The sequence below is a fragment of the Thermus hydrothermalis genome (assembly GCF_022760925.1).
Taxonomy (GTDB): Bacteria; Deinococcota; Deinococci; order Deinococcales; family Thermaceae; genus Thermus; species Thermus hydrothermalis.
This window is the reverse complement of the sequence record NZ_JAKTNT010000017.1, coordinates 12,582-25,018: the sequence shown is the minus strand read 5'-3', so window position 1 is coordinate 25,018 and position 12,437 is coordinate 12,582. Positions and strand designations below refer to the sequence as shown.

At 68.3% G+C, this 12,437-nt stretch carries 15 protein-coding genes; 7 read left to right on the top strand and 8 right to left on the bottom strand.

Annotated elements, in window-relative coordinates; genetic code table 11:
* Positions 1-243 precede the first annotated feature (243 nt).
* Together L0C60_RS10425 and L0C60_RS10420 are read left to right on the top strand one after the other, a co-directional pair.
* Positions 244-1,935: a M3 family oligoendopeptidase gene (locus L0C60_RS10425; RefSeq protein WP_234506999.1), complete on the top strand. Its 1,692-nt coding sequence runs from the start codon at positions 244-246 to the stop codon at positions 1,933-1,935.
* Between the two features lie 35 nt (positions 1,936-1,970).
* Positions 1,971-2,423, top strand: a complete 453-nt coding sequence (locus L0C60_RS10420; protein ID WP_234506997.1) for an arsenate reductase ArsC — start codon at positions 1,971-1,973, stop codon at positions 2,421-2,423.
* Here L0C60_RS10420 and ubiE read toward each other — a convergent pair.
* Positions 2,420-3,124 (bottom strand): bifunctional demethylmenaquinone methyltransferase/2-methoxy-6-polyprenyl-1,4-benzoquinol methylase UbiE, encoded by a 705-nt coding sequence (ubiE, locus tag L0C60_RS10415; RefSeq protein ID WP_326491132.1) that lies wholly within the window; start codon positions 3,122-3,124, stop codon positions 2,420-2,422. The genes L0C60_RS10420 and ubiE overlap by 4 nt on opposite strands.
* A 59-nt stretch (positions 3,125-3,183) precedes the next feature.
* Here ubiE and L0C60_RS10410 point away from each other — a divergent pair, with 59 nt between their 5' ends.
* Both L0C60_RS10410 and L0C60_RS10405 read left to right on the top strand, forming a co-directional pair.
* Positions 3,184-5,004, top strand: a complete 1,821-nt coding sequence (locus L0C60_RS10410) for an ABC transporter permease (RefSeq protein ID WP_234506994.1) — start codon at positions 3,184-3,186, stop codon at positions 5,002-5,004.
* Positions 5,001-5,924 (top strand): ABC transporter permease, encoded by a 924-nt coding sequence (locus L0C60_RS10405; protein WP_234506992.1) that lies wholly within the window; start codon positions 5,001-5,003, stop codon positions 5,922-5,924. Before L0C60_RS10410 ends, L0C60_RS10405 begins: the two co-directional genes overlap by 4 nt.
* Here the strand turns inward: L0C60_RS10405 and L0C60_RS10400 are convergent.
* The 5 genes from L0C60_RS10400 to L0C60_RS10380 are packed head-to-tail and all read right to left on the bottom strand — an operon-like array spanning position 5,912 to position 8,967.
* Positions 5,912-6,175 (bottom strand): hypothetical protein, encoded by a 264-nt coding sequence (locus tag L0C60_RS10400; protein WP_234506990.1) that lies wholly within the window; start codon positions 6,173-6,175, stop codon positions 5,912-5,914. The two genes, L0C60_RS10405 and L0C60_RS10400, sit on opposite strands and share 13 nt — an antisense overlap.
* On the bottom strand, positions 6,172-6,708 hold the full coding sequence (locus L0C60_RS10395) for a flavin reductase family protein (protein WP_234506988.1): 537 nt from the start codon (positions 6,706-6,708) through the stop codon (positions 6,172-6,174). The genes L0C60_RS10400 and L0C60_RS10395 overlap by 4 nt, the downstream gene beginning before the upstream one ends.
* A complete protein-coding gene (locus tag L0C60_RS10390; RefSeq protein ID WP_234506987.1) occupies positions 6,705-7,472 on the bottom strand; it encodes a PSP1 domain-containing protein in 768 nt (255 codons plus the stop codon). Before L0C60_RS10390 ends, L0C60_RS10395 begins: the two co-directional genes overlap by 4 nt.
* The gene (locus L0C60_RS10385) at positions 7,469-8,278 is read right to left on the bottom strand and encodes a DNA polymerase III subunit delta' (RefSeq protein ID WP_234506985.1); all 810 of its coding nucleotides are present in this window, start codon (positions 8,276-8,278) and stop codon (positions 7,469-7,471) included. The genes L0C60_RS10390 and L0C60_RS10385 overlap by 4 nt, the downstream gene beginning before the upstream one ends.
* The gene (locus L0C60_RS10380; protein WP_234506984.1) at positions 8,245-8,967 is read right to left on the bottom strand and encodes a metallophosphoesterase family protein; all 723 of its coding nucleotides are present in this window, start codon (positions 8,965-8,967) and stop codon (positions 8,245-8,247) included. Before L0C60_RS10380 ends, L0C60_RS10385 begins: the two co-directional genes overlap by 34 nt.
* A gap of 23 nt (positions 8,968-8,990) precedes the next feature.
* On the opposite strand from L0C60_RS10380, the gene L0C60_RS10375 reads away from it, so the two are divergent.
* On the top strand, positions 8,991-9,614 hold the full coding sequence (locus L0C60_RS10375; RefSeq protein WP_234506981.1) for a hypothetical protein: 624 nt from the start codon (positions 8,991-8,993) through the stop codon (positions 9,612-9,614).
* 11 nt (positions 9,615-9,625) lie between these two features.
* Positions 9,626-9,826, top strand: a complete 201-nt coding sequence (locus L0C60_RS10370; protein WP_234506979.1) for a hypothetical protein — start codon at positions 9,626-9,628, stop codon at positions 9,824-9,826.
* Here the strand turns inward: L0C60_RS10370 and L0C60_RS10365 are convergent.
* Positions 9,789-10,241 (bottom strand): hypothetical protein, encoded by a 453-nt coding sequence (locus L0C60_RS10365; RefSeq protein WP_234506977.1) that lies wholly within the window; start codon positions 10,239-10,241, stop codon positions 9,789-9,791. The genes L0C60_RS10370 and L0C60_RS10365 overlap by 38 nt on opposite strands.
* A gap of 37 nt (positions 10,242-10,278) precedes the next feature.
* A complete protein-coding gene (locus tag L0C60_RS10360; RefSeq protein WP_243092733.1) occupies positions 10,279-11,247 on the bottom strand; it encodes a hypothetical protein in 969 nt (322 codons plus the stop codon).
* On the opposite strand from L0C60_RS10360, the gene L0C60_RS10355 reads away from it, so the two are divergent.
* Complete coding sequence (locus tag L0C60_RS10355; protein WP_243092732.1) at positions 11,204-12,427, top strand: MFS transporter; 1,224 nt, start codon at positions 11,204-11,206, stop codon at positions 12,425-12,427. The two genes, L0C60_RS10360 and L0C60_RS10355, sit on opposite strands and share 44 nt — an antisense overlap.
* Positions 12,428-12,437 lie beyond the last annotated feature (10 nt).

Sequence of the window (12,437 nt, the reverse complement as noted above, 5' to 3'; positions counted from 1 at the left end):
ACCAGGCAGGCTTGCCCGTACTGACGTTCCGCTAGGTTGGCTGTGCGCGGGCCTCCGGATACGTCCTCCGGAGGCCCATTTTGTGAAGCCGCGGAAGACCTTTGAAACGCAATCTGGTGCGGACAACCCTCATCCGGCCTTTCCGCCAATGCCCAGGAAACGCATGGCCTTCCCAGTAAACCAGGGGAAGCACCTTGGCCTTGAGCGCAGGGCGCTGACCCACGGGTCAGGTATAGTGGGGGCATGACGGAGACCACCTGGGACCTAACCCCCCTCTTCCCTGGCCTGGAAAGCCCCGAGTTCCGGCGGGCCTGGGAGGGAATAAGGGGGCGCATTGGCCGCCTTAAGGAACTCCTGGAAAGGGAAGCACCCCTGGCCGAGGTCCTGGCCGCCCTGGACGCCCTTCAGGAGGAGGCCACCCCCCTTTGGGCCTACCTCTACGCCCGCTTCACCGCCGACACCCAGGACGAGGCCGCCTTGGCCAAGCTCTCCGAGCTGGAGATGTGCTTTTTGGACTTCCAGCGCCTAAGGCCCCGCCTCACCCGCTATCTGGCCCTGCAGGACCCTGAGGAGGCCGGACCCTACCGCATCCTGGTGGTGGAGGCCAAGGAGGAGGCCCTCCACATGATGCCGGAGGGGGAGGAAACGCTGGCCGCTGAGCTTAGCCTCTCGGGGCGGCAGGCCTGGGCCAAGCTCCACGAAAGCCTCACGAGCCAGATCACGGCGGTGGTGGACGGGGAGGAGCTTCCCATCACCAAGGTGCGCAACCTCTACTTCCACCCCGAGGAGGCGGTGCGAAGGAAAGCCTACGAGGCGGAGCTCAAGGCCTGGGAGGCCCACGAGGTGCCCATCACCTACGCCCTCAACGGGGTCAAGGGGGAAGCCTCAGTGCTCCACCGCCGCCGGGGGTACAAGGACGACCTCGAGCCCACCCTCCTCCGCAACCGCATCCGCCGCAAGACCCTTTCGGCCCTGCAGGAAGCGGTGCGGGAGGCCCTTCCCCTTTTCCGCCGCTACTTCCACCTGAAGGCCAAGGCCTTGGGCAAGGAGCGCCTGGACTGGTGGGACCTCTTCGCCCCCATCGGGGAGGGCAGGCGCTGGACCCTCGAGGAGGCCCGGCGCTTCATCCGGGAAAAGCTCGCCGCCTTCTCCCCGGGCGCCGCCCAGGTGGCGGAGGCCGCCTTCGCCGAGCGCTGGATGGACCTCCTCCCCCGGAAGGGCAAGGTGGGCGGGGCCTACTGCATGCCGAGGGGAGGCGGCAAGAGCCTCATCCTCGCCAACTACGAGGAGAGCTTTGAGTCGGTCTCCACCTTGGCCCACGAGCTCGGCCACGCCTACCACAACTTCGCCCTGGCCCAAGCCCCCGCAAGCCTACGGGAGGTGCCCATGACCCTGGCGGAAACCGCCAGCATCATGAACGAGACCCTGGTGGTGGAGGCGGCCCTGAGGGAGGCTTCCCCCGAGGAGGGGCTCCTCATCCTGGACGCCTACCTGCAGGGGGCGGCCCAGGTGGTGGTGGACATCCATAGCCGCTTCCTCTTTGAGTCCTGGGTCTTCCAGAAGCGCAAGGAGCGGGAGCTTTCCCCAAGGGAATTCAAGGAGCTCATGCTCAAGGCCCAGGAAGAAGCCTATGGGGAAGCCCTGGCCACCCGCCACCCTTACATGTGGGCGGTGAAGGGGCACTACTACGGGGCCGATTTCTACAACTACCCCTACACCTTCGGCCTCCTCTTCGGCCTCGCCGTCTACGAGGCCGCCAAGGAGGACCCCGGCTTCGCCGAGCGCTACGAGGCCCTCCTCGCCGAGTCGGGGATGCACTTCGCCGAGGAGCTCGGCCGCCGCTTCGGCTTTGACCTGGAAAGCCCGGCGTTTTGGCAGAAGGGCCTCAAGGTCTTGGCGGACAAGGTGGAGGCCTTGGAAAGGCGGCTTTCCTGACCGCCCCCTGACGCGGGCGGGGTAGGCTTAGAGGGATGCGGGTCCTGGTCCTTTGCACCCACAACTCCGCCCGGAGCCAGATGGCGGAGGCGTGGCTACGCCATTACGCCCGGGAGCTTGGGGTGGACCTCGAGGTCCACTCCGCCGGCACGGAGAAGGCCTTCGTGAAGGAGGAGGCCAAACGGGTCATGGCGGAGGTGGGGCTGGACCTCTCCGGCCACCGTTCCAAGACCCTCTGGGAAGTGCCGGACCCCTGGAACTTCGGCCTGGTCCTCACCGTGTGCGACCAGGCCCAGGAGGCCTGCCCCGCCTACCCCGCCCCCACGGCAAAGCGCCACGTGTCCTTCCAAGACCCCACGGGAAAACCCCTGGAGGAGTGGCGCCGGGTGCGGGACGCCCTGGGCCGGATGGCCCGCTTCCTGGTGGGAAAGCTCAAGGAGGGGGAAATCCCGAGCGACGAGGACCTGAGGCGGGCGGCGGGGCTTTAGGGCTTGTCGCCCACGTGGATGGCCGCCACCCCGAAGGTGAGGAGCTCGTAGCGCACCCCAAACCCCGCCTCCTCCATCAGGGCCTTCAGGGCCTGTGGGGGCGGGAAGGCCTCCACGCTTTCCGGAAGGTAGCGGTAGGCCCCAAAGTGCCCCGAGATGAGCCCCCCGAGGAAGGGGAGGGCCTTCTGGAAGTAAAGGCGGTAGACGAGGCCAAAGGCCCCCTTGGGGGGCGGGGGGAACTCCAAGAGGACGAGCCTTCCCCCTGGGGCCAGGACCCGGTGGATTTCGGCGAGCGCTTTCCGGTAGTCGGCGAAGTTGCGGAAGCCGAAGGCGATGGTGACGGCGTCAAAATGGCCTTCGGGGAAGGGAAGGGCCAAGGCGTCCGCCTCGAGGAAGCGCACCTCGAGGCCCCGCCCCTGCGCCTTTTTCCGGGCAATCTCCAGCATGGGAGGGGCGAAGTCCGCCCCCACCACCTCCACCCCGGGGGCCTGGGCCTTCAGGAGGAGGGCCAGGTCCCCCGTGCCCGTGGCCAGGTCCAGGATGCGCCGGGGACGCTTCTCCAGGGCCAGGGCCACGGCCCGCCTCCGCCAGCGCACGTCCGCCCCCAGGGAAAGGAGCCGGTTCAGGAGGTCGTAGCGGGGGGCGATCTCCGAAAACATCCGCCGCACCCGCTTGGCTTTCTCCTCGGGCAAGGCCGCCACGAGGGAAGTCTAGCATCCCAAGGACCTTCCGCCCAGGCGGGTGGGGTACAATCGTGGGCGTGTTGACGGACCGGAAGCGCCTAGGGGTCCTGGTCCTCCTGGGAGGGGTCTTCACCCTCCTCCTTTGGTACCTGGCCCCTTGGGCCGTACCCCACCGCCTCTTCGGCGGCGAAGGCATCCTCCTAAACCCCTTCGGCCACCACCTGCCCCAAGGGACCCTGCCCCAGGGTTACCGGGACCTTTGGCTTTACCCCGTCTTTTACCTGGCCCTGGCCTGGCTCGGCCTCACGCTCCTCCTCCCCTGGACCAAGGCGGGGCCCAAGGGGCTCTACCTGGCGGGGGCCTTGGGGCTTGGGCTTTTCCTCCTCACCTACCTCCTCTTCCAAGGGAGCGTGGCCGAGGCGAACCGCCTGGCGGAAAGACCCCTGCGCCGCTATAGCCTGGGCCTAGGGAGCTACGCCACCTTGGCCTATAGCCTTTACCTCCTCCTCCTCGCCCGCACCTTCTCCCCGGGAGGGCTCGCCTTCCTGGTGCGCCGGCGGGGGCTGGTGGTGCCCCTTTTCTCCCTGCTCCTCGCCTCCCTCCTGGGCGGGGTCATGGTGGCGGTGCTCAAGGAAAGCCCTGGAGAAGCGGGCTCCTTAAGGGAAGCCCTCCTGCTCAAGCTGGACCTCATCACCTACACCTACCAGCTCCTCTATAGCCCCCTGGTGAACCCCTCCGGCTTTTTGCAAAGCCTCCTCCTGGCCACCCCCCTCGTCTTCACCGGCCTCTCCGTGGCCCTGGGCTTCCGGGGGGGGCTCTTCAACATCGGGGCCCCGGGGCAACTCATCCTGGGGGCCATCGCCGCCATGCTGGTGGGGGTGTACCTGCCGGGGCCCCGGTGGCTCGTCCTGCCCCTGGCCATCTTGGCCGCCGCCCTCGCCGGGGGGCTTTGGGGGGCTTTGCCGGGCTGGCTCAAGGCTCGCTTCGGCGCCCACGAGGTCATCAACACCATCATGCTGAACTACATCGCCGCAAGCCTCTTCCTCTTCCTCATCTCCGCCAACGAGTACAAGTTCTTCGGCCAGACCCTCTATCTGCCCTTCAAATACCCGGGCTACGAGGCCAGGAGCTACGAGATCCGCCCCGAGGCCCGCATCCCCCATTGGACCGAGTTGGTGGCCCCGGGGGGGGAGCTCTCCTTCGCCCTGCCCTTGGCCCTTCTCCTCGGCCTTTTGGGTTACGTGCTGGTGCGGAAAAGCCTGGGCCACCGGGTGCTTTCCGCCCTCCTCCTGGGGGTGGCGGGGTACCTCCTTGGGGGGCTTCTCCCCGGGCCGCAGGTGGCCTTCGGCCCCGACCTCACCTCGGTGCGGCTCAACGGGGCCTTCCTCCTCGCCCTCTTGGCCCTCCTCTTCTTCCACTTCTACGTCTTCCGCACCGTGGGAGGGTATGAGCTTCGCGCCCTGGGCCTCGCCCCCAAGGCGGCGGAGTACGGGGGGGTGTTGGCGGGAAGGAAGATGGTCCTCGTCATGTTCCTGGCAGGAGCCTTGGCGGGGCTTGCCGCCACCCACTACGTGCTGGGCGGGGGGATTGACGAGTACCGCCTGAAGCAGTCCCTCCCCTACTCCGTGGGGTTTGACGGCATCGCCGTGGCCCTCATGGGCCAGAACACCCCCCTAGGGGTGGGGCTTGCCGCCTGGCTTTTCGGCATCCTGCTCACCGGGGGGCTTCAGGTGAACCTGCAGCTTGGCATCAGCCGGGAACTGGTGTCCGTGTTGCAGGCCCTCATCGTCCTCTTCATCGCCGCCGGGGGCTTTTTGCCCCGCTACTTCACCGATCCCCTGAGGGCGGCGGAGGTGGAGCTCCGGGAAGAGGCCAAAAGGAAGGAGGTGGAAGCGTGAACCTGGACGCCGCCTTCCTCACCGCCCTCCTCCTCTCCACCCTGCGCCAAACCACCCCCCTCCTCTTCACCGCCTTGGGGGGGATGTTCTCCGAGCGGAGCGGGGTGGTGAACATCGCCCTCGAGGGCATCATCCTCTTCGGGGCCCTCACGGCGGCGGTGGTGGTGGAGCGGTTGGAGGCCGCCCTGGGCCCGGGGCCCCACCCCTGGCTTCCCTGGGTAGGGGTTCTGGCCGCCATGGCCGTGGGGGGGCTCGTGGCCCTGGTGCACGGGGTGGTTTCCATCCGCTACCGGGCGGACCAGATCATCAGCGGCACCGCCATCAACCTCCTGGCGGCGGGGGCCCCGAGCCTGGTCCTCACCTACTTCTACGGCAACGCCACGAGCTCCAAGGAGGTACAAAACCGCCTCCCCCTCCTGGGCCCCGAGGGCTTCGCCCTCTCCCCCTTGGTCTACCTGGCCTTCCTCCTGGTGCCCTTGGCCTGGTGGGTCCTCTTCAAGACCCCCTTTGGCCTACGCCTCCGGGCCGTGGGGGAGCACCCCGAGGCCGCGGACACCCTGGGGGTGAACGTGTACCGCATGCGCTACATCGGGGTGGTGGTCTCCGGGGTCTTGGCGGGGCTTGCGGGGGCCTACCTGGCCATCGGCTTCCTCAACCAGTTCGTGCGGGGGATGTCGGCGGGGATGGGCTTCATCGCCCTGGCGGCCATGATCTTCGGCAAGTGGCACCCCGTGGGCATCCTCTTCTCCACCCTCCTCTTTGGCTTCGCCTCCGCCCTGGCCATCCAGCTCCAGGGCACGGAGATCCTCCCCGCCGTCTTGGTCCAGGCCTTCCCCTACGTGGTCACGGTGCTGGTCCTGGCGGGCTTCATCGGCAAAAGCCGCCCGCCGGCCTCGGTGGGCAAGCCTTACGAGAAGTAGGCCCGCTTCCGAAGCCGCCCAAACCGGTAGGCGAGGGAAAGGGCGCTCCCGTCGGCGAAGCGGAGCTCTACCCCCTTCCCCGTCAGGGCGAAGCCCAAAAGGGCCTCCGCCCCCTCGCCTTGGGCGAAGCGGGCGAAGCCATCGGCCCGGAGGTAGAGGAAGCCCTCCTCCAGGAAGATCTGGGCCTCCGTGGCCTGGCGGTTCAGGGCCAGGCGGCGCACCTTTTGCGCGAAGGCCTGGGCCTGGGTCAAGGGGTGAAGGCCTCCTCGCTGGGGCGGCCGTAAAGCCCCTTGCCGTAGTAGAGGAGGGAAAGGCCGGGCTTAGGCCGCTTCCTTTCGTCCAAAAGGGCCTCTTCCTCCCACACCGCCACCACCTTTCCCACGAAAAGGTCGTGGTCGCCGAAGGGGTGGACCTCTAAAAGCGAAAGCTCGTAGGCAGCGTAGGCCCCTTCCAGGATGGGCACCCCGGTCTGGCCCAGGAAGTGGGGGGCCTCGCCCTTATCCACTTCCCGGCCGGACACGCTCCCGAGCCATTGCACCAAGGCGGCCTGGGTGTAGGGGTGGAAGCTTGCGGAAAAGCGCCGGGCCTGAAGGAGGAGGCCATGGGTGAAGCGCTTGGGGCTTAAGGCGACCCCGAAGAGGGGCGGGTCGGCGGAGAGGCCCGTGTTCCACACGGCGGGGCAGAAGTTCACCCTCTCCCCGAGCCGCACCCCCACCACGGCGGGGACGCCGGGGTAGTAGTGGTAGAAGGCGGGCAAGGGGCCTTCCACGGGGTAGGCCTTCATGCCAGGTCCTCCTTGGCCACCTCCAGGCTCTTCCCCTCTTCCAGCAAGAGCTCCACCGTGCCCTTCAGGGGGTTCACCTTCTGCACCTTGCCGCAGACCCCCGCCTTGGTGCAGACCCGGGCGTTTTTCTTGGGAAGCTCGGCGAGGAGCTCCTGGTACACGGGGTGCTCGTAGGCCAAGCAGCAAAGGAGCCTCCCGCAAGGCCCCGAGATCTTCTCCGGGGAAAGGGGAAGCTGTTGGTCCCGGGCGAGCTTGATGGAAACCTGGGCGAAGCCCTGAAGCCAGGTGGAGCAACAGGACTCCATGCCACAGGCCCCGAGGGCCCCCAGGTACTGGGCCTCCTCCCTAGGGCCTTCCGCCAGGAACTCCACCCGGACGTCGTAGCGCCCGGCGAGCTCCCGGGTAAAGCGGCGCAGGTTCACCCGCTCCGCTGCGGCGTAGTGGACGAGGAGATGGCGGCCGTCTAGGGTGAAGTCGCACCCCAGGACCTTAGCCGCCACCCCTTCCTCCTTGAGGCGGGCCCGGAGGTAAAAGGCCACCTCCTCCGCCTTGGCCCGAAGGCGCGCCGCCTTGTCCAGGTCCTCCTTGGTGGCGAGGCGCACCACCTCCCCCTCTTCCCGGGCCTTCCTCGGGGGGGTGCGCACCTTGCCCACCTCGAGGCCCCTATTGGTGCGCACCACCACGTAGGCCTCCAGGGGCGGGGGCTCCCCCCGGAAGGCGAAGTAGCGGAGAGGGGGGGTGCGGAAGCGGACGCCCACGGTCATGTTTCTAAGTCTAAGGCCAAGCGGGCCAGGACCAGGTCCGGGTTCACGTAGCCCTCCAGGGCCTCGCGGGCGGACTCCAGGGCCAAAAGGGCCCTGGGGTTCTCCCGGAGGAGGGCATGGAGGGCGAAAAACCCCTCTTCTTCCGAGAGGAGCTCCTTCAAAAGCCCAAGCCGGGCCAAAGGCGGCGCCTTAAGGGCCTCTCGGGCCCGTTGCATCCGGGCCCTATGGGCCTCCGGCTCAGCCAGGGCCTTGAGAAGCCGGCCTGGGGCCCCAGCGGCGTAGGCCAAGAGCTCGGGGTCTTCCGTGAGGCGGCGGAGCCTCTCCTCGGGCACGGGGCCAAAGGGCACCTCCAAGGCCCGGCTGGCCAGGGTGGGGAGGAGGGTGTCCCGGCTGGGGGCGATGAGGACGAGGCGCCCATAGGAAGGGGGCTCCTCCAGGAGCTTCAAAAGGGCGTTGGCCGCCGCCTCCGTGAGGAGGTGGGCGGCGTCCAGGATGGCCACCTTCACCCGTTCCCGGGGGTGGGTGGCGAACCAGGCGAAAAGGGGCTCCACCTCCTCCAACCGCACCTCCTTCTCCCCCCTCAGGCCCCGCTCCTTGGGCCCGATCTCCAAAAGGTCGGGGTGCTCCGCCAGGGGGGGCGGGGGAAAACCCCGGTTGAGGCCCAGGGCGTACCAGCGGGCCACGGTCCGCCTTCCCACCCCTTCTGGGCCGGAGAAGAGAAGGGTGTGGGCCGCAAGGCGGGGCAGGAGGGCCAGGACGCCCTCGTGGCCGATTATTCCCCCCGGGTGAGGCGCGCGTAGAGCCACTCGGGAAACCCCTCCTCCCTAAGGCGCTCGGCCACCCGCTCCAAGGGGTAGGCCACGCGGAAGAACTCCACCCGGTCCCCCTCCCACAGGGCGAAGGCCGCTCCCGGCACCCGGTCGCGGGGCTGGCCCACGGAGCCGGGGTTGACCAAGGCCCGCACCGTGGGGGGCAGAAGGAGCTCCCCCCCTTGGGCGAAACCCTGGTAGCGCACCCAGGGACGCGGCCCCGAAAGCTCCAAAAAGGCCCCGGCCAGGTGGGTGTGGCCGTGGAAGGCCAGGCGGGCCTCGGTGCAGCGGAAGCCCTCCCGGGCGAGCTCCAGCTCGTCCAGGTATTCCAGGGGGTCGCAGGGGCTACCGTGGACGAGGAGCGTCCCCTCCACCTCCCGCTGCCAGGGCCAGGAAGCGAGAAAGCGCAGGTGCGCCTCCGATAGCCGTTCCCGCTGCCAGGCCAGGATCTCCATCACCGCCCCCTCCACGGGAAGCTGGTTGAGGGCGAGGAGCCAGGCATCGTGGTTGCCCAAAACGCAGAGGGCATCCACCTCCTTAAGCCAGTCCAGGACCCGGTCCCCGTCGGGATAGTAGCCCACCGCATCCCCCAAGAAGAGCACCCGGTCAAAGGGGGGGGCCGCCTGCAAAACAGCCTCCAGGGCGGGCCAGTTCCCGTGGATGTCCGAGAGGACCAGGTAGCGCACGGGGCTTAGGATACCATGAGGGCATGGCTTCCGGCCTGCTGGAGCGGCTATCCTTGGACCTCGAGGTCCTCTCGGCCCACCTTAGGGCGGGCCTGGACGAGTTCGGCACCCTCTACGCCTACCTGGAGGGAGGCCGGGGCGGGAGCACCACCCTTCTCCACGCCCCCTACGCGGAGGCCCTTCCCGTGCTCCAGGCCCTCAATGGCCTCGCCTTCCGCGGCCGCATCCTCCTCGCCCTGGACCCCTCCCCCCTATCCCCCACCCAGGAGGGGCTTCCCCTCACGGGGCCCACCCGCGCCCCCCTGGCCCACCTTCTGGACCGCTTCCGGCCCGACCGCCTCCTCCTCCTTTTCCCCGGGGAAGGCCTCGGCCTGGCCTTTCCCGGCGGCAAGGAAACCCCCTCGGGTTGGAGGCCCCTGGAGGCGGAAGAGCCTCCCCTTGCGCTCCACGTGGAGGCCCCTACGGGCTTCACCTACCGGGAGGTGCGGGTTTACGGGCCTTGGGAAAGCCCCCCCTTGCCCGTGGACCTGCCCCTCGCGGAGGGCCCGTACTGGGGCGAGGTGGGGCGCACGTGGGGGGTTCCCACCTACGGGGTAGGCCTGGTAAACTTGAGGCCAAGCTTGGAGGCGCTCTTCCGCCTCTGGTAAGGGAGGGAAGTATGGTCTATATCGTCCTTTTCGCCCTGGGAGTTGCCCTGGTCACCCTGCTTTTCTACCTGATTTTGAACCCTCGGGTCCTCACCACGGAAGGCGAAACCTTTGACCTGCGCTTCATCCTCTTCATGCTGATCCTCATCATCCTGTCCGCCGCCACCGTGGCCCTCATGCTCCTTCTGGGGAAGGCGTACCACCTGCTCTGACCTCCTCCAACCACGCTTCCGGGGGTCTCTCCCCCCGGAGATAGCTTAGGTCCTTTTCCAAATAGCTTTGGGTGGCCTCGAGGACCGGCAAGAACTCCGGGGGGAACTCCCGCTTCAGGTGGGCCACGCAGCGGAGAAGCCCTTCCACCAAGGCCCTTTCTTGCTCCCGCCGCTTTTGGCCCCCCCTGAGGGCGCTATAGGCCAGGTGCTCCAGCCGCCGCACCACGCAGACCCGGGGCTCCCCCCCCACCCCCTGGCAGGGAAGCCCCTCCGCCCCGCCACAGGCGGCGTAGGCCTCAGCGTAGCGAAAAGCGAGCTCGGGGTGCCCCAAGAGGGCCGGTCCCAAGGGCCCGGCGTGGACCGCTGCCAGCCTTAGGTAAAGGGCGTGGCGGGCGCGGCGGAGTTCCACCTCCATGCCCTAAGGATAGGCCCCCGCGCCCAGGACAAATGCCCTACTGCAAGCGGAAAGGGCTCCGCAACCCCGCCAAGGCGATGGCCCGGGCCTCCTCCGGGGCATAGGAAAGGGCCAAAACCCCCCGGTAGGCCCTTAGGGCCCTGTCCCGCTCCCCCGCCAGGTCCAGAAGCTGCCCAAAGCGGGCCAGGACGTAGCCGGGGAGGTAACCGGGGTGCTGAAAGTCCATGCGGAAGACCTCCTCCATGAGGCCCAGGGCCTCCCGCCACTCCCCCGCCGCCAGGTAGATCTGGGCCGCCAGGTAGAGGGCCTCCGGGCTCCCTATGGCGAAGAGCCCTTCCAAAAGCGCCCCCCAGTCGTCCTCCTCCCGGAGCTGCCAAGCCCGGTCCAACAGGGCCCGCTCCCGCTCCTTCTCCGTGGGGACGTGCGCCTTGGGAAGGGCCTGGGGGAAGGCCTGCGAAAGCAGGGCGTAGTCCAAAAGCTCCGCCACCACCGCCCCTTCCCTTCCCGCCAAGGCCGCCCGCACCCCTTCCATGCGCCGCCTGCGGAAGCCCGTGGCCGGGCCTTCCCCGAAGGCCTCGGCGAAACCCTGGTAGGCTTCCCTTAGGCGGGAAAGAAAGGCTTCGCTGCCCAAAACCTCTGGGGAAAGGGGCGTCTTGAGGAGGTCCAGGAGGGCCTCGTCAAAAGCCCGCATCCTCTCCAGGTGGGGCGCCCCCAGGGGGTGCTGGGCCAAGGCCTCCCGGAAGGCCTCGGCCTCCCCCTTGAGGTGGGCCTCGGCGTCCAGGGCCACCACGGGGATACCCCGCTCCTCCGCCCAGGGGAGGAGGTGGAAGAGGAGGGGATCTTCCTCCCGCCACAAGCCCTCCCGCAAGGCCTCCTCCGAGTGGGAGGCGAGGTAAACGGCCTCGGGTTGCGCCTCCTCCAGCATGGCCAAAACCGTGGCCGCGTTGTAGCGTGGGTGCAGGATGTGGAAGGGCCCAAGGGAAGGGAGAAGGAGCATCCTCCCCATCTTAGACCTCCGCGAGCGGAACTACCGCCTGGCGGTGGTGAACGGCTGGCTAGTGTGGCTCGGGGACACCTTCCTGAACGCCAACATCGTCCTTTCCGGTTTCGCCGCCAAGCTGGGGGCCCCGGGGGCCCTCATCGGCCTCCTCCCGGCCCTCCTCCAGGCGGGGGGGATGGTGCCCCAGGCCTTCCTGGCCCCCTACGTGGCCCGCTTTCCCCAAAAGATCGTCCTCTACCGCAGGGTGGCCGCCCTGAGGCTTTTGGGGGTGGTCCTCATGGCCCTTTCCGCCTTCCTCCTCGGACCTTGGCCTGGGCTCCTTTTCGCCGGTTTTCTCCTAGGCCTCCTCCTAAACGCCCTCTTCACCGGGGTTTCTAGCCTTCCCTTTTGGGAGGTGGTGGCCAAGACCGTCCCCCAGGCGCGCCGGGCCGCCCTCTTCTCCGCCCGCAACCTGGTGGGGGGGCTCTTGGCCTTTCTGGCAGGGTTTTTGGTGCGGGAGATCCTGGCGCTTCCCCTGCCCTTTCCCCTGCCCTACGCCCTCCTCTTCAGCCTGGGGGCCCTCTCCTTTGGGCTTGGCTGGCACCTCTTCGGCCAGGTGGAAGAGCCCGTAGAGGCGCCCAAAACGGCCCGGCTGGACCTCAAGGCGCCCCTCCTTCACCCCGGGTTCCGCCGCTACCTCCGGGTGCGGGTGGTGTTGGGCCTCGCCGGGATGGCCGAGCCCTTTTACGCCGTCTACGCCGTGCGCGCCCTCGGGCAGGGGAAGGAGCTTGGCCTTTACCTCTCCCTTTATGCCCTCTCCTTTACCCTCTCCAACCTCCTTTGGGGGCGGCTTGCGGAGAGGGGGTCCAAGGGGGTCTTGAGGGCCGGGGCGGCCCTGGGCTTCCTTGCGCCCCTTTTCGCCCTCCTCCTATCCCCCTCCTTCTTCGGCCTCGTCTTCCTCCTGCAAGGGGCCTACCTGGCTGCCCTAAGCCTCGCCACCACCACCTACCTCCTGAACCTGGCCCCGCCCGAGGAGCGGAGCGCCTTCATCGGCCTGGGCAACACCGTGGCCGGGGTCTTCGCCTTCTCCACGGTCCTCGGGGGATGGGTGGCGGATAGGGCGGGTTTTTCCACCCTCTTCCTCCTGGCGGCGGGGCTTTATGCCCTGGCCTTTGGGCTAGGAAGCAGGCTCCCGGAGGAGGGCTAGGCCGGGTATA